18 protein-coding genes and 1 rRNA gene are annotated in these 24,165 nt (G+C 70.5%); 12 read left to right on the top strand and 7 right to left on the bottom strand.

The features are described 5' to 3' along the window. Positions 1–135: 135 nt before the first annotated feature. Positions 136–1,655, bottom strand: a 16S ribosomal RNA gene (locus tag ACZ43H_RS04975). Positions 1,656–2,242: 587 nt separating this feature from the next. Then, complete coding sequence (tyrS, locus tag ACZ43H_RS04970; protein WP_464588243.1) at positions 2,243–3,514, bottom strand: tyrosine--tRNA ligase; 1,272 nt, start codon at positions 3,512–3,514, stop codon at positions 2,243–2,245. Between the two features lie 120 nt (positions 3,515–3,634). Here tyrS and ACZ43H_RS04965 point away from each other — a divergent pair, with 120 nt between their 5' ends. The 3 genes from ACZ43H_RS04965 (at position 3,635) to ACZ43H_RS04955 (ending at position 8,740) form a co-directional block, all read left to right on the top strand. Next, positions 3,635–5,128 carry a serine/threonine-protein kinase gene (locus ACZ43H_RS04965; RefSeq protein WP_464588242.1) on the top strand — a complete coding sequence of 498 codons (1,494 nt, stop codon included), beginning with the start codon at positions 3,635–3,637 and terminating at the stop codon, positions 5,126–5,128. A 98-nt stretch (positions 5,129–5,226) separates the two neighbouring features. Continuing rightward, entirely contained in the window at positions 5,227–8,451 is a 3,225-nt protein-coding gene (locus tag ACZ43H_RS04960; RefSeq protein ID WP_464588240.1) for a response regulator, read from the top strand. Between the two features lie 79 nt (positions 8,452–8,530). Then, a complete protein-coding gene (locus ACZ43H_RS04955; RefSeq protein WP_464588239.1) occupies positions 8,531–8,740 on the top strand; it encodes a hypothetical protein in 210 nt (69 codons plus the stop codon). A 33-nt stretch (positions 8,741–8,773) separates the two neighbouring features. On the opposite strand, the gene ACZ43H_RS04950 is transcribed toward ACZ43H_RS04955, so the two are convergent. Beyond that, on the bottom strand, positions 8,774–8,992 hold the full coding sequence (locus tag ACZ43H_RS04950; RefSeq protein ID WP_464588238.1) for a DUF3099 domain-containing protein: 219 nt from the start codon (positions 8,990–8,992) through the stop codon (positions 8,774–8,776). 89 nt (positions 8,993–9,081) lie between these two features. On the opposite strand from ACZ43H_RS04950, the gene ACZ43H_RS04945 reads away from it, so the two are divergent. Then, complete coding sequence (locus tag ACZ43H_RS04945) at positions 9,082–10,053, top strand: aldo/keto reductase (protein ID WP_464588236.1); 972 nt, start codon at positions 9,082–9,084, stop codon at positions 10,051–10,053. An 11-nt stretch (positions 10,054–10,064) separates the two neighbouring features. On the opposite strand, the gene ACZ43H_RS04940 is transcribed toward ACZ43H_RS04945, so the two are convergent. Next, complete coding sequence (locus ACZ43H_RS04940) at positions 10,065–10,403, bottom strand: hypothetical protein (RefSeq protein WP_464588234.1); 339 nt, start codon at positions 10,401–10,403, stop codon at positions 10,065–10,067. Between the two features lie 131 nt (positions 10,404–10,534). Next, the gene (locus ACZ43H_RS04935) at positions 10,535–11,743 is read right to left on the bottom strand and encodes a cation:proton antiporter domain-containing protein (protein WP_464588233.1); all 1,209 of its coding nucleotides are present in this window, start codon (positions 11,741–11,743) and stop codon (positions 10,535–10,537) included. A 136-nt stretch (positions 11,744–11,879) separates the two neighbouring features. On the opposite strand from ACZ43H_RS04935, the gene ACZ43H_RS04930 reads away from it, so the two are divergent. Then, complete coding sequence (locus ACZ43H_RS04930; protein ID WP_464588231.1) at positions 11,880–14,231, top strand: arylsulfatase; 2,352 nt, start codon at positions 11,880–11,882, stop codon at positions 14,229–14,231. Between the two features lie 4 nt (positions 14,232–14,235). Here ACZ43H_RS04930 and ACZ43H_RS04925 read toward each other — a convergent pair whose 3' ends face one another. Beyond that, positions 14,236–14,553, bottom strand: coding sequence for a hypothetical protein (locus ACZ43H_RS04925; protein WP_464588229.1), 318 nt, complete (start codon positions 14,551–14,553; stop codon positions 14,236–14,238). Between the two features lie 161 nt (positions 14,554–14,714). Here ACZ43H_RS04925 and ACZ43H_RS04920 point away from each other — a divergent pair, with 161 nt between their 5' ends. Beyond that, positions 14,715–16,082: an anaerobic sulfatase maturase gene (locus tag ACZ43H_RS04920; protein WP_464588227.1), complete on the top strand. Its 1,368-nt coding sequence runs from the start codon at positions 14,715–14,717 to the stop codon at positions 16,080–16,082. Here ACZ43H_RS04920 and ACZ43H_RS04915 read toward each other — a convergent pair. After that, positions 15,995–17,323 (bottom strand): MFS transporter, encoded by a 1,329-nt coding sequence (locus ACZ43H_RS04915; protein ID WP_464588225.1) that lies wholly within the window; start codon positions 17,321–17,323, stop codon positions 15,995–15,997. The two genes, ACZ43H_RS04920 and ACZ43H_RS04915, sit on opposite strands and share 88 nt — an antisense overlap. Positions 17,324–17,418: 95 nt before the next feature. Between ACZ43H_RS04915 and ACZ43H_RS04910 the strand changes: the two genes are divergently transcribed. From ACZ43H_RS04910 to ACZ43H_RS04885, 6 genes are all read left to right on the top strand, one after another. Continuing rightward, positions 17,419–18,783 (top strand): LLM class flavin-dependent oxidoreductase, encoded by a 1,365-nt coding sequence (locus ACZ43H_RS04910; protein WP_464588224.1) that lies wholly within the window; start codon positions 17,419–17,421, stop codon positions 18,781–18,783. Then, positions 18,780–20,003, top strand: coding sequence for an acyl-CoA dehydrogenase family protein (locus tag ACZ43H_RS04905; RefSeq protein WP_464588223.1), 1,224 nt, complete (start codon positions 18,780–18,782; stop codon positions 20,001–20,003). The genes ACZ43H_RS04910 and ACZ43H_RS04905 overlap by 4 nt, the downstream gene beginning before the upstream one ends. A gap of 104 nt (positions 20,004–20,107) precedes the next feature. After that, positions 20,108–21,529 (top strand): selenium-binding protein SBP56-related protein, encoded by a 1,422-nt coding sequence (locus ACZ43H_RS04900; protein ID WP_464588221.1) that lies wholly within the window; start codon positions 20,108–20,110, stop codon positions 21,527–21,529. Then, positions 21,526–22,197 carry a hypothetical protein gene (locus tag ACZ43H_RS04895; protein ID WP_464588220.1) on the top strand — a complete coding sequence of 224 codons (672 nt, stop codon included), beginning with the start codon at positions 21,526–21,528 and terminating at the stop codon, positions 22,195–22,197. Before ACZ43H_RS04900 ends, ACZ43H_RS04895 begins: the two co-directional genes overlap by 4 nt. A gap of 125 nt (positions 22,198–22,322) precedes the next feature. After that, positions 22,323–22,904 (top strand): 2-oxoacid:acceptor oxidoreductase family protein, encoded by a 582-nt coding sequence (locus tag ACZ43H_RS04890; RefSeq protein WP_464588219.1) that lies wholly within the window; start codon positions 22,323–22,325, stop codon positions 22,902–22,904. After that, the gene (locus ACZ43H_RS04885; protein ID WP_464588217.1) at positions 22,897–24,159 is read left to right on the top strand and encodes a transketolase C-terminal domain-containing protein; all 1,263 of its coding nucleotides are present in this window, start codon (positions 22,897–22,899) and stop codon (positions 24,157–24,159) included. The genes ACZ43H_RS04890 and ACZ43H_RS04885 overlap by 8 nt, the downstream gene beginning before the upstream one ends. The last annotated feature ends 6 nt before the right edge of the window (positions 24,160–24,165 follow it).

The raw sequence follows: 24,165 nt of genomic DNA, 5'->3' as shown, positions 1-24,165 counted from the left end.
ACAGGCAGTACTGAGGCACGACCACCCACCCGGGGCGATCCTTCATCGACGATTCCACTAGTGAACACCACCAATGCCACCCAGACGCTTCGTGACCGAACGGCCAGCTGGATGTGCGGGGCATGTGCTCCTTAGAAAGGAGGTGATCCAGCCGCACCTTCCGGTACGGCTACCTTGTTACGACTTCGTCCCAATCGCCAGCCCCACCTTCGACGGCTCCCTCCCACAAGGGGTTAGGCCACCGGCTTCGGGTGTTGCCGACTTTCGTGACGTGACGGGCGGTGTGTACAAGGCCCGGGAACGTATTCACCGCAGCGTTGCTGATCTGCGATTACTAGCGACTCCGACTTCATGGGGTCGAGTTGCAGACCCCAATCCGAACTGAGACCGGCTTTTTGGGATTCGCTCCGCCTTACAGCATCGCAGCCCTTTGTACCGGCCATTGTAGCATGCGTGAAGCCCTGGACATAAGGGGCATGATGACTTGACGTCATCCCCACCTTCCTCCGAGTTGACCCCGGCAGTCTCCTATGAGTCCCCGGCATGACCCGCTGGCAACATAGGACGAGGGTTGCGCTCGTTGCGGGACTTAACCCAACATCTCACGACACGAGCTGACGACAGCCATGCACCACCTGTATACCGACTAAAAGGGGCTCTATCTCTAGAGCTTTCCGGCATATGTCAAACCCAGGTAAGGTTCTTCGCGTTGCATCGAATTAATCCGCATGCTCCGCCGCTTGTGCGGGCCCCCGTCAATTCCTTTGAGTTTTAGCCTTGCGGCCGTACTCCCCAGGCGGGGCGCTTAATGCGTTAGCTGCGGCACGGAACCCGTGGAATGGATCCCACACCTAGCGCCCAACGTTTACGGTGTGGACTACCAGGGTATCTAATCCTGTTCGCTCCCCACACTTTCGCTCCTCAGCGTCAGGACATGCCCAGAGAACCGCCTTCGCCACCGGTGTTCCTCCTGATATCTGCGCATTTCACCGCTACACCAGGAATTCCGTTCTCCCCTGCATGCCTCTAGTCTGCCCGTATCGGAAGCAAGCCATGAGTTAAGCCCATGGTTTTCACTCCCGACGCGACAAACCGCCTACGAGCCCTTTACGCCCAATAATTCCGGACAACGCTCGCACCCTACGTATTACCGCGGCTGCTGGCACGTAGTTGGCCGGTGCTTCTTCTGTACCTACCGTCACTTGCGCTTCGTCGGTACTGAAAGAGGTTTACAACCCGAAGGCCGTCATCCCTCACGCGGCGTTGCTGGATCAGGCTTCCGCCCATTGTCCAATATTCCCCACTGCTGCCTCCCGTAGGAGTCTGGGCCGTGTCTCAGTCCCAGTGTGGCCGGTCACCCTCTCAGGCCGGCTACCCGTCGAAGCCTTGGTAGGCCATTACCCCACCAACAAGCTGATAGGCCGCGAGCACATCCTCCACCGAAAAAACTTTCCACCAACACCACATGCGCAGGTTGGTCGTATCGGGTATTAGCCACCGTTTCCGGTAGTTATCCCCAAGTGAAGGGCAGATTACTCACGTGTTACTCACCCGTTCGCCGCTCGAGTACCCCCGAAAGGGCCTTTCCGCTCGACTTGCATGTGTTAAGCACGCCGCCAGCGTTCGTCCTGAGCCAGGATCAAACTCTCCGTTGAAAAACAACACCCACAACCACCCCAAAAAAAGAGCGAGCCGCGGGAAAAAGAGATGCCTGACAGGAGACACTGACAAATTGTCAGAATCATTGTCAAAGAAACCATCAACCAACACCAGGCAAAACCTGGAATCAGTCAACGGGGCATTACAAACTAATTCGTCGACTATGACACACTGTTGAGTTCTCAAGAATCAGACGCACACCGCGCTCCGGGCTTTTCGGGCCCCTCGCTGCGGCGACTTCGTAAACTTTAGCGGAACGTTTTCCACCCCGCAATTCGAGGCTTTCCACCCTCCGCCCCCCGCGCAGCACCATTCACCGGCTTTCCGGGGACGCCTCTCCGGCGCACACCCATCCACCCGAAAGATGTTGGTTGGAGGTCATCACCTCGGGGCCGGCCGCCCAACCCTCAGGTCTTGCGGCCCGCCGCTCCCTGGCGACCCGGAGAACATTAAGGAACCCGGCGGCGATCTTCAAATCGATCCGACGTGAGCCGGGCCACAACGCACATCGCCGCAGGTCAGAGGCGGTTTCCGGGCCTCCGACCCGCGGCGATGCGCTGGGTGACGACGGTGAGGGGTGCGGTCAGCGGACCTCGACGCCGGCGAAGTTCTTCTTGCCGCGGCGCAACACCAGCCACGAGCCACCGATCAGGTCGTCCCTGGTCGGCACCGCGTCGGGGTCCTCCACCCGCTGGTTGTTGAGGTAGGCGCCGCCCTCGCCGATGGTGCGACGCGCCTCCCCCTTGCTCTTGGCCAGTCCGGCCTCCACGAGGAGATCGACGACGCTCGGCAGCCCGTCGGCGGAGTCCACCGTGGTCGCGCCCGCCTCGCGCAGCGCGGCACCGAGGGTGTCGGGGCTGAGCCCGGTCAGGTCACCTCCCCCGAACAGTGCCGCCGAAGCCTCCTTGATCCGCTCGGTCTCGTCCGCCCCGTGGACCAGGGTGGTCACGTGCTCCGCGAGCGCCTTCTGCCCGGCACGCAGGAACGGCTTCTCGGCGTGCTGTGCCTCCAGCTCCTCGATCTCGGAGCGGGACAGGAACGTGAACGCGCGCAGGAGCTCGCCCACCTTCTCGTCCTCGACGTTGAGCCAGAACTGGTAGAAGGCGTACGGCGACATCATCTGCGGGTCGAGCCAGAGGGCACCGCCCTCCGTCTTGCCGTACTTGGTGCCGTCGGCCTTGGTGATCAGCGGCGTCGCGAAGGCGTGCGCCGTACCGCCGTCCGAGCGCCGGATCAGCTCGACTCCCCCGGTGATGTTGCCCCACTGGTCGCTGCCACCGAACTGGAGCGTCACCCCGTGGTCGCGGTACAGGTTGAGGAAGTCCATCGACTGCAGAAGCACGTAGCTGAACTCCGTGAAGCTGATCCCGGACTCGAGGCGGCGCTTCACGGTCTCGCGGGCCAGCATCCGGTTGACCGGGAAGTGCTTGCCGACGTCACGCAGGAAGTCGATGGTCGAGAGCGACGCGGTCCAGTCGTAGTTGTTGACCATCGTGGCGGCGTTCTCGCCCTCGAAGGACAGGAACGGCTCGATCTGGCGGCGTACGCGCTCGACCCAGTCCTTGACCGTGTCGAGGGAGTTGAGGGTCCGCTCCCCCGAGTCGCGCGGGTCTCCGATCATGCCCGTGGCCCCGCCGACCAGGGCGTAGGGCGTGTGGCCGCCCAACTGGAGGCGGCGGGCGGTCAGGATCTGGAGAAGGTTGCCCATGTGCAGGCTCGGCGCGGTCGGGTCGAAGCCCACGTAGAACCGCACGCTCCCGCCGGCGAACGCCTCCCGGAGGGCGTCGAGATCCGTGGAGTGGGCGATCAGGCCGCGCCACTGCAGGTCGTCGAGGAGTGAGGGGTCGAGGGACACGCTGGGGCCTTCCACGATGCGGGGTTGTCGGGTCAAGCCTGCCCCATCGGCCGCGTCGACGCCCACCCGGTTTGGTCGGGGACCCGTCCCGACGGTGCCGTCGCTAGTGTGGTCGGCGGTATGGGAGCAGATCCGAAGGTCATCGCAGGCAGGTACACGCTCGACCGAGAGGTCGGCCGTGGCGGCATGGGCGCGGTGTGGCTCGGCCGCGACGAGGTGCTCGGCCGCGCCGTGGCACTGAAGCGGATCGGCATGGTCGCGGGACCCGACACCGCCGACCTGGCCAGGGCCGAGCGTGAGGCACGCCTGGCGGCTCGGCTCAACCATCCCCACGTGGTGGCCGTCTTCGACCTCGTGCACGAGGACGAGCGCAACTGGCTGGTCATGGAGTACGTCGAGAACGTCACCCTGGCGCAGCTGGTCAAGAAGAACGGTGCACTCACCCCCGACGAGGCAGCGCCCCTCCTCGGCCAAGCCGCGGACGCGCTCGCTGCCGCCCACGCCGCGGGGATCGTGCACCGCGACGTGAAGCCGTCGAACATCCTTGTGACCCGCAACGGCCAGGTGAAGCTGTCCGACTTCGGCATCGCCCGCGCCGAGGCCGACGCCAGCCTGACCCAGACCGGACTCGTCACCGGGTCCCCCGCCTACCTCGCTCCCGAGGTTGCCGCCGGGCAGAGCGCGACCGACGCCAGCGACGTCTGGGCGCTGGGCGCGACCCTCTTCCACGCGCTGGCCGGCCATCCGCCGTACGACGTCAGCGGGAACCTGATGGGCGCCCTCTACCGGATCGTCCACGAGGAGCCGCCCCGTCTTCCCGACGCCGGGTGGCTCGCGCCCCTGCTCGAGGCGACCATGACGCGCGAGCCTGCCGACCGCTGGTCGATGGCGGCGGTGCGCGACTTCCTCCACGCCGGCCCCCGGGACACCGCCGACCGCACCATTCCGACGCCCGTCGCCGCCCCGGTCCCCTCGTCCCACGACCCCACCCGGACCCAGGTGCTGTCCGGCGGCGTCCCGCCCGTGCCTCCTGACGACCACCGGTCGACGACGCAGACGCCGGCGGCGCCCGAGCCGCTCCCGACCCCCGCTCCCGGGCCGACCGACCCGGGGACCCGGCGCCGGCTGGGGCCTGCGCTGGTGGTCCTGGCCGTGCTGGTGGCGGCGGGCATCGCCATGTGGGCGGCGCTCTCCGGCGGGAGCGACGATCCCGAGGCCCGGTCCGGCAACGGGTCCTCCCCCTCCGACTCGTCGTCGCGGTCGGCGTCGAGCCCGTCGTCGCCGAAGCCCTCGAAGACCGCGGGACCCACGTCAGCCGGCATGCAGAGCTTCATCGAGGACTACCTCGCGACCGTGACCAGTGACCCGGAGAGCGCCTACGCGATGCTCACCCCGGGCTTCCAGGACGCCAGCGGCGGGCTCTCCGGCTACCGCGGCTTCTGGGACACGATCCGCTCCGCGGACGTGGTGTCGTTCTCGACGTCCAACCCCGACGACCTCACGATCGGCTACACGGTGGACTACACGCGCAAGGACGGCAGCACGGCGCGTGACGAGGTCAGCCTGCAGCTGGTCTACGAGGGTGGCACGTACCTGATCGCGGGTGAAGCCTGACCTCCCGTCCGGGTCCGACCGCGAAGGAGCGTCCGGGGGCGGCGATTGGCACCCCCGGCAGGGTTGACTCCCCCTATCGTTGGGCCCGGGAGGACTCCATGGATCTGGCCACGATGTATCGGGACGTCGTCGAGACGTCACCCGACGGCATCTGGGTCTTCGACCTCGAGGGCCGCACGCTCTACGCGAACCGGGCGCTCGCGACGATGTTCGGCGCCGACGTCACCGAGCTGATGGACCTGACCGTCTTCGACTCCCTCGACGAGCAGGGCCGCGGCCAGTTCGCCGTGCACCTCGAGCACCTGCGCCGCGGCGAGCTCAACCCCGGCGACGTCGAGTGCAAGTTCGTGCGCCGGGACGGGTCGGCGCTGTGGGTGCTGGTGCGGGAGAGCGCGCTGCGGGGGCCGGACGGCGAGATCGTCGGGATCATGCACCGCCTCGCCGACTTCTCCGACCGCCGCTCGACCGTCGAGAGCCTGACCAACAGCCGGCGGCGCTTGGCCGAGGCCCAGCGGATCGCGCGGATCGGCAGCTGGGAGTGGGACGTCGTGCGCGACGAGATCTCCGGCTCCGAGGGCCTCTACGAGCTCTACGGCCTCGACCCGGACGACTTCCCCGCCACCTACGCCGACTTCCTCGAGATCGTGCACCCCGACGACCGGCACCTCGTCGACGAGGCGGTCGGCTCCGCGCTGCGCGGCGGGGACGACTTCGTGTTCGTGGCCCGCGTCCTCGGGGCGGACGACGAGTGGGTGTGGACCCGTGGCCGCGGTGAGTCCCACCGCGACGCCGCCGGGCGCGTGGTCCGGATGACCGGCACCCACCAGGACGTCACCGAGACCAAGCTGGCCACGATGGCCCTCGAGGACTCCGTCACCCAGAACGCACTGATGCAGGCGGTCGCGACCGCGGCGAACGAGGCGCGCACCCTCGAGGAGGTCCTCAGCCAGGCGCAGTCGCTGGTGCTGCTGCACGACGACTGGGAGCGGGCTCGCGCGTTCGTGCCCGCCGCGGACGGGCACGGTGTCGTCCCCCTCTACATCTACGACGAGGACCGGGAGGCCGACGGCGCGCAGCCCGAGCGGCCGCGCCGGGAGCTCGACCTCGCCAACCTCGCGTTCCGCGAGCGCAGGTCGGTGTGGGACGACGAGAGGTTGACCATCGCCTTCTGCATCTCCTTCGCCGACGAGGTCTGCGCGGTCATCACGATCACCTCCGCTCCCCCGCTCTACCGACACGACATGATCACCGCGATGGTCGAGCAGGTCGCCGTGCAGCTCGGCCGGGTGGCCGAGCGCGAGCGGGCCGAGCGTGCGCTGGCCAGCGCGCGGGACGCGGCCATGGAGGCGTCGCGCCAGAAGTCGGAGTTCCTCGCGACCATGAGCCACGAGATCCGGACGCCGCTCAACGGCGTGATCGGTCTCAACGACCTGCTCCTGCGCACCCGCCTCGACCCCGAGCAGACCCGGCTGGCCTCGGGGGTGCAGGTCGCCAGCCGCGCGCTCCTCGGCGTGATCAACGACGTCCTGGACTTCTCGAAGATCGAGGCCGGCAAGCTCCAGCTGGAGCGTCTGGACTTCGAGGTGCGCCCCGTCTTCGACCAGGTGGCCAGCCTGCTGTCGGAGTCGGCGCGCCGGAAGGGCCTGGACCTGCTGGTCTCCTGCAACCCCGACGTGCCCGAGGTGGTCTGCGGCGATCCCACCCGGCTCGCGCAGGTCCTGACCAACCTCGGCTCGAACGCCGTGAAGTTCACCGAGCGCGGAGAGGTGCACGTCCGCGCCACCGCCGAGACGTCACCGGACGGCGGCACCCTGCTGCGCGTCGAGGTCTCCGACACCGGCGTGGGGATCCGCGAGAGCGACGTCGACGGGCTCTTCGACCCCTTCACCCAGGCCGACGCCTCGACCACGCGGGTGTACGGCGGCACCGGGCTCGGCCTCGCCATCTCGCGGGAGATCGTCGAGGCGCTCGGGGGCGAGATCGGGCTGCTGCCCAATCCCCGGGGCGGCAGCATCTTCTGGTTCACCGCCCGCTTCGCCGCGCCGTCCGGGTCACGCCTCGACCTCGAGGACGAGTACGCCCGCGTGCGGCTGGGCGGACGTCGGGTCCTCGTCGTCGACGACAACGACCACAACAGGTTGATCCTCGGCGAGCAGCTGAGCTGGTGGCAGGTCCGCTGCACGGCGGTGGCGGACGCCGACGCCGCGCTGGCCGCGCTGGCCGTCGCGGCAGCCGAGGGCGACCCGTACGACGGCGTGCTGCTCGACCTGGTGATGCCGCGTGAGGACGGGCTGGACCTCGCCGAGCGGGTGCGCCGCGACCCGGCGTACGACGACCTGGTGATCCTCATGCTCACCTCGCGCGAGGTCCCGGACGCCGCGCGTGTCCGCGACGCCCGCATCGCCGACCTGCTCTCGAAGCCGGTGCTGGCCGGCGCACTGCGCGAGACCCTGCTGCAGCACCTCGCCGGAGTCCCTCCGCGTCCGGTCGGCGTCACCACGGCCACCCAGTCGAGCCGGGCGCGTCGACGGGTGCTGGTCGTGGAGGACAACCCCGTCAACCAGATGGTGGCCGTCGGCATGCTCGAGGCGATCGGCTACGCGGCCGTGACCGCCGACGACGGCCGCTCAGCGATCGAGGCCCTCGCCGCCGACACCTACGACGCGGTGCTGATGGACGTGCAGATGCCGCGCATGGACGGCTACGCGGCCACCCGCGAGATCCGGGCACACGAGACCACGGGACACATCCCCGTCATCGCGATGACGGCTGCCGCGGTCGAGGGCGAGCGGGACCGGTGCCTGGCGGCAGGCATGGACGACTTCCTGACCAAGCCGGTCGACCCGGGCGCGCTGCGCACCGTGCTGGGTCGGTGGCTGGCCGATGACCACAGCAGCGAGGAGCACCACCCGATGTCCGACACGCCCCATCCCGCAGCGTCCACGGACGGCCTCGACGTGGCCCGCCTCGACGAGCTGCGCGACCTCGACCCCGGTGACACCACCTACCTCGACCGGGCGATCGGCAACTTCGTCACCAACAGCCCCGCCACGATGGCCACGATCCGGGGCGCCTGCGAGGCCGGCGACGCCGAGACCCTCAGGCAGGTGGCGCACAAGCTGGCCGGTGGTGCGCTGAACCTCGGTGTCACGCCGGCCGGCCGGATCGCCCAGCAGATCGAGCTCGCGGTCGAGTCGGGGTCCACCGCTGAGGCCGCCCAGCTGGTCGACCAGCTGGACGAGGCGCTGACGCGCGGACGGTCGGCCGTGCTCGCCTACCAGGCGTCGTACTCGGGGGCCGCGGCTTCCGCACCGCGGGCCTGAGGCCGGCCCGGGATTGGCCGACGCCGATCCGGGGTAGGAAGGCTCCGACACGGGGGGCCACTGCGGACAAGGAGAGTCCATGAAGAGCTTGATCGGCATCATCGTCGTGGTCTGGCTGGTGATCGGCGCGCTCGCGGCCTTCCAGCGCGGGTACTTCGGCGACAACAGGGACGTCAGCTGCAAGACCGCGGGTGACACCACCCTGACGATCGTCGCCGGGCCGCTGAACTACATGGGCACGAACCCGAAGGTGAACTGCGACGTGGAGGTGCCCCAGCCCTCCAAGTGACGGCCCGGGGTGCCAATCCCCCGGTGGGCCCGCTCAGTCCCGACGATCGTCGGGACCGGGCGGGCTCTGGTCGTCCAGGGCGCCGAGGTTGCCGACGAAGACCGCGATCGGCGGCAGGACCGCGGCGATCACGCTCATCACCACGGCCGCCGTGGTCGACCAGAGCCGGACGACGTTCCACGCCAGCAGGATGAGGACGATGCAGGTGCCCATCAGCGCCAAGTAGGCCCGACGGCGGCTGGCTCGTTGCACGCTCCCGACCGTACGCCGCCGGCTCGGCGTCGCCGCTCACCGCACGGGTGCAACGATCGGGACGCCCGTCCCCCGACCCAGGAGGCTCCATGCGCTACCGCAAGCTCGGCAACACCGGTCTCGACGTCTCGGCGGTCACGCTGGGGTGCATGAGCTGGGGCGATCCCTCGCGCGGAGGACACCGCTGGGTCCTCGACGAGGACGCAGGGCGGGGCATCATCGAGGATGCGCTCGAGGCCGGCATCAACTTCTTCGACACCGCCAACGTCTACTCCGGCGGCAGCAGCGAGGAGATCACCGGCCGGGCGCTCCGGGACCTCGCCGCCCGCGAGGACGTCGTCCTGGCCACCAAGGTGCACGGCCGGATGCGCCCGGGGCCCAACGGCGCCGGGCTCTCGCGCAAGGCGATCATGCACGAGATCGACGCCAGCCTGCGCCGGCTCGGCACCGACCACGTCGACCTCTACCAGATCCACCGCTGGGACTCCGGCACCCCGATCGAGGAGACGATGGAGGCCCTGCACGACGTGGTCCGCGCGGGCAAGGCGCGCTACCTCGGGGCCTCCTCGATGTACGCCTGGCAGTTCGCCAAGGCCCAGCACGTGGCCGAGCTGAACGGCTGGACGAAGTTCGTCTCCATGCAGAACCACTACAACCTGATCTATCGCGAGGAGGAGCGGGAGATGCTCCCGCTCTGCGCCGACCAGGGCGTCGGCGTGATCCCGTGGAGCCCCCTGGCCCGCGGGCGGCTGACCCGCGACTGGGACGCGAGCACCGCGCGCGCCGAGACCGACGAGTTCGGCGCCACGCTCTACCGCGACGAGGACCGGGTCATCGTCGACAAGGTGGGCGAGGTCGCGGCGCGACGGGGAGTGCCGCGGGCCCAGGTCGCACTGGCCTGGCTGCTCGCCCAGCCGGTTGTCACGTCACCCATCGTCGGTGTCACCAAGCCCCACCACCTCAGCGACGCGGTCGCCGCCGTGGACCTCGCCCTGACCGACGACGAGCTCGACGAGCTGACCGCGGGCTACCAGCCGCACGCGGTCGCCGGCCACCGCTGACCGACCGGGGGTCACGCCGTGGCCGCGAGCCCCGGACGCCTGCGAGGAGCAGCACCCCGGACGTCCCGCTCGCGCAGGGCGGAGACGGCGATCCGGCGGGCCTCCTCGACGAGGCGGGAGCCGCTGGCCCCGTCCAGCCTGGCCAGGTGCACCGCGCGTGCGAAGCAGCGCATCACCGAACCGGCGGGGAGGCGGTCGAACTCCTGCGAGAGGTCGAAGGCGGTCTCGAGCAGCTGCCGGTGCAGGTCCAGCACGCCCAGAGCCGTGGCCTGCTCGGCGGTCACACCGGCGCCGGCAGCGGGGCGCCGGCGTGCTGGTGCGGCTGGCACGGACGTCCTCTGGATGCTCATCTGGCCTCCCCTTCGTCAGAGATGGTGACCCGGCCCGACCTGCGGAAACAGGGACCAAGGTCCCCCAGGGCACCCCGCACGGGCCACCTCCCGACGGACCGTTTGGGGTAGACGCGCGGACGTCGAGGCCTTCAGCGTCCCGAGCGCAGGCCGGCGGACGCGGCGGCCCGGCCGTACCTGGCCGCCAGAGGGGCCGCGCTGAGGCCGTGCGCGACCACGCTGAGGAGCACCGTCACGCCGATGACGGAGACCACCTCGTCGGCCTCGGCCCCCAGCTCCTCGAGGGCGAGCAGCGCGAACACGAGGGAGGCCAGGCCGCGCGGCCCGAACCAGCCGACGAACAGCACGGTGCCCCTCCCCATCCCCGCGCCGATCAAGGCCAGCGCCACCGGGACCATCCGCACGACCGTGAGGCTGAGCACGGCGTACACGACGGTGGTCACCTCGAGACTGTCGCGGACGATGGGGGCGGCCACGGCGCCGAAGGCGAGCCACACGAGCAGCGAGAGCAGTCCGCCCGCCTGCTCGAGGAAGACCAGCTCCGCGGGGCCGCGTCGGCCGGCCAGGGCACCGAACGCCAGTCCCCCGCAGAAGGCCGCGACGAACCCGTTGCCGCCCAGCACGACGGCGGCCGCGTAGGCGGCGACCGCCAGGGCCAGCACGGAGATGCCCGCGAAGTCCTCGGCGACCCAGGCCCGCCGGCGGGCCTGCCGCAGCAGCCAGCCACCGGCCCCACCCACACCCGCGCCCACCGCCGCACCGAGGGCCAGCTCGACCGCCGCCTGGCCCGTGCCCGACGCTCCCGCCAGGTCCTCGGCCGAGGCGGCGCCGGCGAGCGCGAGCATGACGAGCGGGGTCACGATGCCGTCGTTGAGGCCGCTCTCCACCGTGATCAGCCGCCTGATGCGCTCCGGCACCACCGGGTTGGTGACCACGGGGACCCCGAGGGCCGCGTCGGTGGGAGCCAGCGCCGTGGCCATGAGCAGCGCCAGCCAGGCGCCCATCCCCGGGAACAGCCAGGCCGCCAGCCCCCAGCCGGCCAGCACGGTCAGCGGCAGTCCGATCGCCAGCAGCCGCACACAACGGCCGAGGTCGTGGCGCAGGTCCTGCACCGAGACCCGGGCGGCGTCCGAGAAGAGCACCGTCACCAGGGTCAGCTCGACCAGTGGTTTGAGCCGCTCCGGGGCGGACGGCGCATGGATGAGGTCGAAGGACGTGAGCAACACCCCCACGGCGACGAAGACGATCGGCGCGGTGAGGTCCGCCCGCTCGAGGCGGGCGGCCACGACCCCCCACAGGAAGACAGCCGCCGTGACGACGAGGACGGCGGTCGTGTCCATGACGCACGCTCCCGGGGCCGATCGACTGAGTCGAGTATCTGGAACTCGCAGCCGAAGTGGCTCACCCTCGGCGGGGGATGCCACCCACCCCGCTGCCGGGTTGGAGTGAGGCCAGGACCTGACGAGAGGCGCACCGATGGCACTGGACGAGTACGACGCCGGCACCACGTTCCCCGGGAGCGTCGGCCGCACGACCGACGAGTCGACCCCGGCCTGGCCGAGACCGATCCGAGCGGTCCCCGGCACGCCGAACGTGCTGGTGGTCGTCCTCGACGACACCGGCTTCGGTCAGCTCGGCTGCTACGGAAGTCCGATCGAGACCCCGAGCTTCGACGCCCTCGCCGGATCCGGCCTGCGCTACAACAACATGCACACGACCGCATTGTGCTCGCCGAGCCGCTCCTGCATCCTCACCGGGCGCAACCACCACAGCAACGGGATGGCCTGCATCACCGAGTTCGCCACCGGCTACCCCGGCTACAACGGCGTCATCCCGTTCGAGAACGGCATGCTGTCGGAGATGCTGCTCGGACACGGCTACAACACGTTCATGGTGGGCAAGTGGCACCTGACGCCCAGCAACCAGGAGACCGCGGCCGGGCCGTACGACCGCTGGCCGCTCGCCCGCGGCTTCGAGCGCTTCTACGGCTTCCTCGGCGGCGACACCAGCCAGTGGTACCCGGACCTGGTCTACGACAACCACCAGGTCGAGCCGCCGGCCACGCCCGAGGAGGGCTACCACCTCACCGAGGACCTCGTCGACCGGTCGATCCAGTTCATCGCCGACGCCCAGCAGGTCGACCCGGACAAGCCGTTCTACCTGCACCTGTGCTTCGGGGCCACGCACGCCCCCCACCACGTGCCGAAGGAGTGGGCGGACAGGTACGCCGGCGCCTTCGACGACGGCTGGGACGCCTACCGCGAGCGCGTGTTCGCGCGGCAGAAGGAGCTCGGGATCGTGCCCGCCGACGCGGAGCTCTCCCGCCACGACCCGGACGTGCCGGACTGGGACGCCCAGCCCGCGGAGGCCCGACGGCTCTACAGCCGGATGATGGAGGTCTTCGCCGGGTTCCTCAGCCACACCGACCACCACCTCGGCCGGCTGCTCGCCCACCTGCGCGAGCAGGGGCAGCTCGACAACACGATCGTCATGGTGATCTCCGACAACGGCGCCAGCGCCGAGGGCGGCCCCACCGGCACCACCAACGAGGCGCAGTTCTTCAACAACGCCCAGGAGCCGCTGGAGGACAGCCTCGCCGTCATCGACGAGATCGGCGGGCCCAAGCACTTCAACCACTACCCCTGGGGCTGGACCTGGGCCGGGAACACGCCGTTCCGCCGGTGGAAGCGGGAGACCTACCGCGGTGGCGCCTCCGACCCCTTCATCGTGTCGTGGCCCGAGGGCATCCGGTCCCGCGGCGAGGTGCGCACCCAGTACGCCCACATCATCGACATGGTCCCCACCGTCCTGGACCTGCTCGGGATCGAGCCGCCCGCGACCATCCGCGGGGTCACCCAGTCCCCCATCCAGGGCGTCAGCCTCGCCAGGACCTTCGACGACGCGGACGCAGAGAGCAACCACCGCACGCAGTACTTCGAGATGCTCGGACACCGGTCGATCTACCACGACGGCTGGCGCGCCGTGTGCCCGTGGCCTGGTCCGTCGTTCACCGAGGCGGGTGTCGGCTTCGGGCAGCCCATCTCCGCCGACCGGCTCACCGAGCTCGACGCCACCGGCTGGGAGCTCTACCACGTGGCCGAGGACTTCGCGGAGACCCGCGACCTCGCCGCCGAGCACCGCGACCGGCTGATCGCGCTCATCGGCCTGTGGTACGCCGAGGCCGGCAAGTACGGCGTACTGCCGGTCGACGGCAGCGGGGTGGCCCGGGTGCTCGTCGAGAAGCCCCTGGTGGCGCGTCCGCGCGACCGCTACGTCTACCGCCCGAACACGCAGTCGATCCCGTTCAACGCCGGCCCGCGGGTGCTCAACCGGCCGCACAGCATCACCGCCGATGTCGACCTGCCCGAGGGCGGGGCCGAAGGTGTCCTGCTCTGCCAGGGCACCGCTGCCGGCGGCTACTCCCTGTACGTGCAGGACAACCGCCTGCACTACGTGCACAACTACGTCGGCAGGAGCCTGCACAAGGTCTCGTCGCCGGACCCGCTGCCCGCGGGGCCGCACCAGCTGCGCTTCGAGTTCGAGCCGACGGGTGAGCCGGACCTCCCCCACGGACGCGGCGCCCCCGGGCGGCTGCAGCTCTACGTGGACGGGACGCTGGTCGCGGACGCCGACGCCCCCGTGACGACGCCGTTCATCCTCAACCCGGGCGCGCTCACCTGCGGCGCGAACCCCGGCTCACCGGTGACGCCGGACTACCCGTCGGGCTTCCGGTTCACCGGCACGCTCCACTCGGTGACGGTCGATGTCTCCGGGGACCTGGTCACCGACAGCGAGAGCGAGGTGCGCGCGGCGATGGCCCGGCAGTAGGGCCTCACACCTCGCCGTCCAAGGTGCGCACCAGCAACCTGCACAGGGTGTGCAACCGGAGCTGGGTCCAGGGGTGGCTCTCCAGGAGCTGCAGGATCCTGGCGACCCGGGGGTCGGACCGTTCGGCCATCCCGGGACGGTTCTCCCACGGTCCGACCAGGGCGCCGGGCACCGAGCCGAGCAGCGCCGCGAGGGCCTGGCGGTCGTAGGCGGCCACGACCCGGCGAGCCACCAGCTCGGGGGTGAAGCTCCGCCAGCTGTAGGGGTTCAGCGCGGCGTGGATCGCAGCCGTCGACTCGTCTCGGGGCATGCTGCCGGGCACCTCGAACTCCTCGCTGTCAGCCCCGCGGTGTCGGTCTACCCGCTGGCCCGAGCACGCAAACGCCTGCGTCCGTGACGGTCCGGATCATCCGCTGTGCGTGAGGCGCCCGGGCTCCGGGCTCGCGGAGGGTGGGGGTCCGACTGCGAGACCGGGAGACTGACATGCCGTTGAGCCAGCGGACCCCGGTCGACGCCTTCCACGTGATGGCCAAGCCGACCGGCGCCATCTGCAACCTGGACTGCGAGTACTGCTTCTTCCTGTCCAAGGACCAGCTCTACCCCGGCAGCGGGTTCCGGATGGACCCCGACGTCCACGAGGCCTACGTCCGGCAGCTGCTGGCGGCCCACGCGGGTTCCGACGAGGTCGTGGTGGCCTTCCAGGGTGGCGAGCCGACACTGATGGGGCTCGAGTTCTTCATCCGCACGCTCGAGTTCGAGCGCCGGTTCCGCAGGCCGGGACAACGGATCCTCAACACCATCCAGACCAACGGCACGCTCCTCGACGACGAGTGGGGCGACTTCCTGCACGCGCACGACTTCCTGGTCGGCATCTCGGTGGACGGACCCCGCGACATGCACGACGCCTACCGCGTCGACAAGGGCGGCAAGCCCACCTTCGACCGGGTGCTGCGCGGGCTGGACGTGCTCCGTCGGCACGGGGTGGAGTGGAACGCGCTGACCACGGTCAACGCGGCCAACGGCGACCACGGGCGCGAGGTCTACACGTTCCTCCGCGACGACCTCGGCGCGAGGTTCATCCAGCTCATCCCGATCGTCGAGCGGGCGACTCCGGAGCTGCTGCCACTGGCCGAGTCCGGCTGGGGCGGGCGCCGCGGGGAGCGCCCGTTCTACCGCCAGCTCGGCGACCGGGTCACCCACCGCACGGTCGGCGCCGAGCAGTACGGCCGGTTCCTCGTCGACGTCTTCGAGGAGTGGGTGCGCCACGACGTCGGGGACGTGTTCGTGCAGGAGTTCGACACCGCGCTGGCGCACTGGCTGGGCATGGACCAGGCGGGGATGTGCGTGCATGCCCGGACCTGCGGGTCGGCGCTGGCGCTCGAGCACAACGGGGACGTCTACTCCTGCGACCACTACGTCGAGGACGAGCACCGCCTCGGCAACATCGCCGACGGCAGGACGCTCCTGGAGCTGGTCGCGTCACCCCAGCAGGCGGCGTTCGGGAACGCGAAGCTCGACACGCTGCCCGGGCAGTGCCTGCGGTGCGACGTCCGGTTCGCCTGCAACGGGGGCTGCCCGAAGGACCGGTTCCTGACCACCTCGGACGGAGAGCCGGGTCTGCACTACCTGTGCGCCGGGTACCAGCACTTCTTCCGGCACGTCGACGAGCCCATGCGGGTGATGGCCGAGCTGCTGCGCAGCGGGGCCGACGCGGACGGCGTACGCAGCTGGTACGCCGCCCGCGACGGCCTGGAGACGTCGGGTCAGGCGCCGGGCCGGAGCCGCTCGGCGGCGCCGTCGCGCGCGGCGAGCGCGGCCACGACCGAGAGCACTGCGAACACGTCGAGGTAGAGGCACAGCAGCCACGGCGACCCGCCGCCGATCTGCACGAACCAGACCGCGAGGAGCGGGGTGAGGCCCACCGACAGGATGCTGCCGAGCTGGTAGCCCAGCGAGACGCCGGTGTAGCGCACCTCGGTCGGGAACTGCTCGGCGAACCACGCCGCCTGAGGGCCGTAGATCGCGTCGTGCAGCAGGTTCATGCCGACCCCCACCACGAGCGGCAGCAGGATCAACGGGCCGTTGTCGAGGAACGCGAAGAACGGCCAGATGAAGACCGCCGTGCCGGTCGCGCTCGCGATCGCGAGCCGACGGCGGCCGACCCGGTCGGAGACCCAGCCCCAGAACGGGGTGCTGAGCAGGCTCAGCGCCGAGACGACCAGGATCGCCGTCAGGCCCGGACCCGAGTCGCCGCGGTGGTCCAGCAGGTAGGTCAGGATGTAGGTCGTCAGGATCGAGAAGAGCGCCGGCTGCACCAGGCGCGGCCCGGCCGTGACGAGCACGCCGCGGCCGTGGTGGCGCAGCACCGTGGCCACCGGGAGCTTCTGGGTGCGGCCCTGCTCGCGGACCTCGAGGAACTCCGGCGCGTCCTCCAGGCGCAGCCGGATCACGAGGCCGACAGCGACCAGCACCGCGCTGAGCAGGAACGGGACCCGCCAGGCGCCGTCGAGGAACGCCTCTTCGCCGGCGACCTGGCGCACGGCGTAGAACACAGCGGTCGCGAGCAGCAGCCCGCCGGCCGAGCCCATCTGGGTGAAGGCGCCGTAGAGCCCGCGGTTGCGCGGCGCCGCGTGCTCCACCGAGAGCAGCGCGGACCCTCCCCACTCGGCACCCGCGGCGACGCCCTGGAGCAGCCGCAGCAGCACCAGGCCGACCACCGCCGTCAGGCCGATGCTGTCGTAGCCGGGCAGCAGGCCGATCGCGGTGGAGGCGACGCCCATGAGCAGCAGCGAGGCGACGAGCAGCCTCTTGCGCCCGATCTGGTCGCCGAGGTGACCCGCGACCACACCGCCGATCGGGCGCGCGACGAAGCCCACGCCGTACGTCGCGAACGATGCGATCAGCCCGACCGCGGGGCTGGCGCCGGGGAAGAACTCCGGGCCGAAGACCAGCGCGGCCGCGGTGGCGTAGAGGTAGAAGTCGTAGTACTCGACCGTGGTGCCGATGAACGACGCCGTGAGGACCCGCCGGTGCCGGGGGCCGGCGGGGACGGGCGTGCCGGCGCGGGGTGCGTTCAGGGTCAGGGAGGACATGGGGTCCTTTCCGAGGGAGGACGAGGATTCGCGCAAACTATACAAAGTTGGTTGGATTAAGTTGGTTCGACCGTCCGCTCCCGGAAAGAGGTGCCATGTCCCGCCAGCCCCTACGCCTGGCCGCCTTCGTGATGAACACGAGCTCCCACATCCAGCACGGCCTGTGGCGCCACCCGGTCGCACGACAGACCGAGTTCGACGACCTCGACCTGTGGATCGACCTCGCGAGGACGCTGGAGCGGGGCCGGTTCGACGCGATGTTCTTCGCCGACGTGGTGGGGCTCTACGGGCCGGCCGACGGAGACTTCACGGTGAACGCGCGCGAGGGGCTGCAGTTCCCCAACCACGACCCGTCGGTGCTGGTCCCGGCACTGGCAGTGAGCACCGAGCACCTCGGCTTCGCGGTCACGAGCTCGGTGCTGCAGGCGCACCCCTTCGAGTTCGCCCGCCGGATGTCGACGCTCGACGCGGTGACCCGCGGCCGGATCGGCTGGAACGTCGTGACCAGCTCCCAGGAGGGCGCCGCGCGCAACTTCGGGCACGACGGACTCGAGCCGCACGACGAGCGCTACCGCTGGGCCGAGGAGTACCTCGAGGTTGTCTACAAGCTCTGGGAGGGCTCCTGGGACGAGGACGCCCTGCTGCGCGACAAGGAGTCGGGCGTCTTCGCCGACGCCTCCCGGATCCGGCGCATCGACCACGTCGGCGAGCGCTACCGGGTGGCCGGTCCCCACCTCGCGGCGCCCACGCCGCAGCGCACCCCGGTCATCTTCCAGGCCGGCTCCTCCCCCGCCGGCCGACGGTTCGCGGCTCGGCACGCGGAGGCGCAGTTCGTGCTGTCCTCCACCCCCGAACAGACGGAGGCACTGGTGGCGGACACCCGCCGCCTCGCCGTCGAGGCGGGACGACGCGCCGACGACATCGCCTTCTTCCTGGGCCTGAGCTTCGTGGTCGGGTCCACCGAGGAGGAGGCGCGGCGCAAGGAGGCGGAGATCGACGAGTACCTCTCGGCCGACGGCTTCCTGCTGCACTCCAACCTCGGCTTCGACCCCGAGAGCGGCGAGCCGCTCGACCCCGCGACACCACTCTCCGCGGTCCGCACCGAAGCCGGTCAGAGCCACCTTCAGTGGCTGCGCGAGATGGCCGGTGACCGCGAGCCCACCATCGCCGACCTGGCCCGACTCTCGGCGCGACTGCGCGGCCGCGTCGTCGGCACCCCCGAGCAGATCGCGGACGTCCTGGCCCAGTGGCAGGACCGGGGCATCGACGGCATCAACGTCATGAACTGGACCATCCCGCAGAGCTACGAGGAGTTCGTCGACCACGTCGTCCCCGAGCTCCAGTCACGAGGCCTCGCCCGCACCGAGTACGAACCCGGCACCCTGCGCAGCCGCCTCAGCGGCACCCACCGACTCCCCGACCGGCACGTCGCCGCCAGCTTCAGGAAGGTCCACGCATGAGCACCCAGACCGAGGAGAACCTGCACGCCCGCTTCGCCCCGCTCTTCGCCGAGATCGCGGCCGGCGCCGTGCGCCGGGAGCGCGAGCGGGAGCTGCCGCACGCCGAGGTCCGGGCCCTCGCCGACGCGGGCTTCGGCCGGCTGCGGCTGCCCGTCGAGGAGGGCGGGTACGGCGCGTCGCTGGCCGAGCTGGTCACGCTGGTGCGCGAGCTGGCGACCGCCGACTCCAACATCGCCCACCTGTGGCGCGGCCACTTCGGCTTCACCGAGCTGGTGCTGCTGTGGCCGGACTCCCCGCGCCGGCAGGTGTGGCTCGAGCGGATCGCCCGCGGCGAGATGGTCGGGAACGCGACGAGCGAGACGACCGGCAACACCCTGGCCGACATCGCCTCCACCGTCACCGAGGTCGACGGCCGGTGGCTGCTCAACGGCACGAAGTTCTACTCGACCGGGACGCTCTACTCCGACTGGATCTACGGGGCCGCCGGCCGGGCGACCGCCGACGGCGTCGAGCGGGTCACGTTCGCGGTCCGCACCGACTCGCCGGGCATCACCTGCGTGGACGACTGGGACGGCTTCGGCCAGGCCCACACCGCCTCCGGGACCACGCACCTGGTCGACGTCGAGGTGGACCCGCGCGAGATCGCGTCCTACCGCGAGGCGCCGCTGTCACACATCCAGCCGTTCTTCCAGCTGTACCTGATGGCGGTGGTCGCCGGGATCGCCCAGGCGGTCGAGCGGGACACCGTGGCGTTCGTGCGCCCCCGCAAGCGCACCTACATCCACGCGAACACCGAGGTGCCGGGCGAGGACCCGCAGGTGCTCGAGGTGATCGGCCGGGTCTCGGCGGACGCGTTCGCGGCCCGCACCCTGCTGGCGGCCGCAGCCACCGCGCTCGAGGGCGCCGCCGCGACGAACGTGCCCGGCACCGGAGTCTCCCGCGAGATGCTCGAGTCGGCCGAGAACACCGTCTACCAGGCCCAGGTCCTGATCATCGACCTCACCCTCGGCGCCGCCACGAGGATGTTCGAGGTGGGCGGCGCGTCCGCGACGTACCGCGCCCTGGCCCTGGACCGGCACTGGCGCAACGCACGCGTCGTCGCCTCGCACAACCCGGCCGTCTACAAGTACCGGATGGTCGGCGAGCGGGCTCTGCACGGGCGCGGGCCCGTCGAGTCGTGGACGGCGTACCACTCCGTCGGGAGGACGACCTTCGCCTGACCTGGGGATCTTGGGTCATTAAGTCCACTGATTTACTTCAGTATGCGTTACGGTGAGCCACCGCCCGCGGCACCGGGCCGCGGGCCGGCCTCGAAAGGGATCCGATGACGCGCAAGACCTGGAAGGTCGACCCCACCTTCTACCCGTCGCCGTCGCTGGCGGCCGCCGGTCCGCAGGAGCGGCTCGCCTACGTCGCGACCTTCTGGCGGGGCGAGGGCGAGCCGCAGAAGGACGCGCTGGCCGTGGTCGACGTGGACGAGTCATCGGCCGACTACGGGCGCGTCGTGGGCTGGACCGAGATGCCCAACGTCGGCGACGAGCTGCACCACCACGGCTGGAACGCGTGCAGCTCGGCGCTGTGCCCGAGCAATCCGCACCCGCACATCGAGCGGCGCTACCTGCTGCTCATGGGTTTGCGCTCGAGCCGGATCCACTTCGTCGACGTCAAGGACGACCCCCGCAACCCGAAGGTCGCCAAGGTCATCGAGCCCGACGAGTACCAGTCCGCGTCCGGCTACAGCCGGCCGCACACCGCGCACTGCGGTCCCGAGGGCATCTACGTCACCAACCTCGGCACGGCGTTCAGCGACGACGGTCCCGGCGGCATCGCGCTGCTCGACCACGACACCTTCGAGGTCAAGGGCCAGTGGGAGGTGGACCGGGGCGACCAGTACCTCGCCTACGACTTCTGGTGGCACATCAACAAGGACGTGCTCGTCGCCAGCGAGTGGGGCACCCCGGCGATGATCGAGAAGGGGATCATCCCCGAGAAGCTGCTGGCGAACGAGTACGGCCACCGGATCCACTTCTTCGACCTGCGCACCCGCAAGAAGTTCCAGACCATCGACCTCGGCGCCCAGCACCAGATGGCGCTCGAGCTCCGGCCGGCCCACGACCCGAGCCAGGAGTACGGCTTCGTCGGCGTCGTCATCAGCACCGAGGACCTCTCCGCCTCAGTCTGGCTCTGGTACCGCGACGGCGAGGAGTTCGCGGTCCGGAAGGTCATCACGATCCCCGCCGAGCCGTGCGAGGACACCGACCTGCTGCCGGACCTGCTGAAGGGGTTCGGGGCCGTGCCCCCGCTCGTGACCGACATCGACCTGTCGGTCGACGACCGCTTCCTCTACGTCTCCTGCTTCGGCACCGGCGAGGCCAAGCAGTACGACGTCTCCGACCCGTTCAACCCGCGCGAGGTCGGCTCGATCCGGATCGGCGGGATCGCCGGCCGTGCACCGCACCCGAGCGCCCCGGACACCCCGCTCGCGGGGGCCCCGCAGATGGTGGAGGTCAGCCGCGACGGCAAGCGTGCCTACTGGACCAACTCGCTCTACGGAGCGTGGGACGACCAGTTCTACCCCGACGGCGTCGGCGCCTGGATGATCCGGGCCGACGTCGACACGGTCAACGGCGGGATCACCCTCGACGAGCGGTTCTTCCCGCACGGCGACGACTTCCGCGGCAACAGGGTGCACCAGACGCACCTCGAGGGCGGCGACGCGTCCAGCGACTCCTACTGCTTCCCGTGACCGGCATCGTCCTCGAGCACGGCGGCCACGCGGTCCTGCACCTCGACGCCGGGACCGCGGTCGCCGTCGTGCTGCTCGGGGTCTTCCACGGCGTCAACCCGGGGATGGGGTGGCTGTTCGCGGTGTCGTTCGGCCTCCAGGAGCGCCGTCGGTCCGCCGTGGTGAAGGCGCTGGTCCCGATCGGGATCGGCCACGAGGCTTCGGTGGTGGTGATGGCCGTCGCGATCGTGCTGTTCTCCTCCGCGGTGTCCCAGGCGGTCGCGGTGGCCGGCTTCGGCCTGGCCCTGATGGGCTTCGGCGCCTACCTGTTCCTCAAGCGGCGCCACTTCCGCTGGGTGGGCATGCGGCTCACGCCGTTCCAGCTGGCCTGGTGGTCGTTCCTGATGTCGACGGTGACCGGCGCCGGCCTGATGCTGGCACCGGTGCTGATCGGCGAGCACGCCGCCGGCGCCGACGAGCTGGTGGGTCAGGCCCTCGGCGGCGAGCTGGCGGTCGCGCTGGCTGCGGCGGCGCTGCACGCGGCCGCGATGGTCACCACCAGCGCCGTGGTGGCGCTCACGGTCTACGAGGTGGTGGGGCTGCGCGTGCTCACCCGGGCCTGGTTCAACCTCGACCGGGTGTGGGCGCTGGCCTTCGTGGCGGCCGGGGCGCTGGTCTGGGTGCAATAGCCCCCGGCTCCGGTTGATGCTCCGGGCGCAGGCCCTCACGAGCGGCGATCGGCCCACCACGGGGGTCCAACGACCCTGAGGGACGCCGGGTCGGCCACCTAGCCTCGCGAGAGAAGGAGGCCGCGATGTTCGCCGTACGCATCCACGGCCGCGGTGGGCAGGGGGCCGTGACAGCGGCCGAGCTGCTCTCGGTGGCCGCTTTCGACGAGGGCCGTCACGCGCAGGCCTTCCCGACCTTCGGCTCCGAGCGCACCGGCGCCCCGGTGGTCTCGTTCTGCCGCATCGACGACCGGCCGATCCGGTTGCGCGAGCCGATCACGGACCCCGATGCGCTGATCGTCCAGGACCCCACGCTGCTGCACCAGGTCAACCTCTTCGCGGGTCTGAGGCCGGCCGGGTTCCTGCTGGTCAACACCTCGCGCAGTCTCGACGAGCTCGGTCTCGAGGAGCTGGCCCGAGGGTTGACGCCCGACCACGTGGTCACCGTGCCTGCGACCGAGATCGCGAGGGAGCACCTCGGCCGACCGCTGCCGAACGCGGCGCTCCTCGGTGGCTTCGCGGCGCTCACCGGGCAGGTGTCGCTCGACTCGGTGTGCGACGCGATCCGGGACCGCTTCCCCGGCCAGGTGGGTGAGGGCAACGCCCACGCCGCCGAGGTCGCCCACGAGCACGTCCGCGCGGCGCTGGGGAGGCGGGCCAGTGCTTAGCCAGATCGAGGGGTCGCAGGCGGTGGCGAGGGCGGTGATCCTCTGCCGGCCGGAGGTGATCGCGGCGTACCCGATCTCCCCCCAGACGCACATCGTCGAGTCACTGTCGGACCGGGTCCGCACCGGCGAGCTCGCGTCGTGCGAGTACCTGATGGTGGAGTCCGAGTTCGGCGCGATGTCGGCGTGCATCGGTGCCTCGGCGGCGGGCGCGCGCACCTACACGGCCACCTCCAGCCAGGGGCTGCTGTTCATGGCCGAGGCGCTCTTCAACGCCTCCGGCCTCGGCCTGCCCGTCGTGATGACGGTGGCCAACCGCGCGATCGGTGCCCCCATCAACATCTGGAACGACCACTCCGACGCCATGTCGATGCGGGACTCCGGCTGGATCCAGCTCTACGCCGAGTCCAACCAGGAGGCCGTGGACCTGCACGTCCAGGCCTACCGGCTGGCCGAGTCGTTGTCGGTGCCCGTGATGGTGTGCATGGACGGGTTCGTGCTCACCCACGCCTTCGAGCAGGTCGACCTCCCGACCCAGGAGCAGGTCGACGCCTTCCTGCCGCCCTTCGCGGCGCAGCAGGTGCTCGACCCCGAGGACCCGGTGACCATCGGCGCGATGGTGGGTCCGGAGGCGTTCGCGGAGGTGAAGTACCTGATGCACGCCAAGCAGATGGCAGCGCTCGACGAGATCCCCGTGATCGCCGACGAGTTCCGGGCCGCCTTCGGTCGCAGCTCCGGCGGCCTCCTCAAACCGTACCGTCTCGAGGACGCCGAGACGGTGGTCGTCGCGCTCGGATCGGTGCTCGGCACCGTCGAGGAGGTCGTCGACACGCTGCGCGAGGACGGGGTGCCGATCGGCGCGCTCGGCATCACCTGCTTCCGCCCCTGGCCTGTCGCGGAGGTGCGCGAGGCGCTGAGCCGCGCGACGCGGGTCGTCGTGGTCGAGAAGGCCTTCGCCGTCGGAGCCGGCGGCATCGTCGGCCAGAACACCCGCGACGCGACGCGCGGCCTCCCCGTCGAGGTGTACGACGTCGTGGCGGGACTCGGCGGCCGGCCGATCACGCGGGCCTCGTTGCGCCGGCTCCTCGACGACGTGCTCGCGGGCCGGGTCGACCCGCAACGCCTGCACTTCCTGGACCTCGACCTGGACCTGGTGGCGCGCGAGCTCGAGCGGTCGCGGCACGGCCGGCGGCCCGGCCCGCACGCCGAGCACATGCTGCGCGACATCGGCACGGTCGCGTCCGGGGCGTACGAGTAGAGGGAG

It is taken from the genome of Nocardioides sp. DN36, assembly GCF_055380375.1.
Note: the sequence above shows the minus strand (reverse complement) of the source record. Positions and strands in the feature narration are given on the sequence as shown.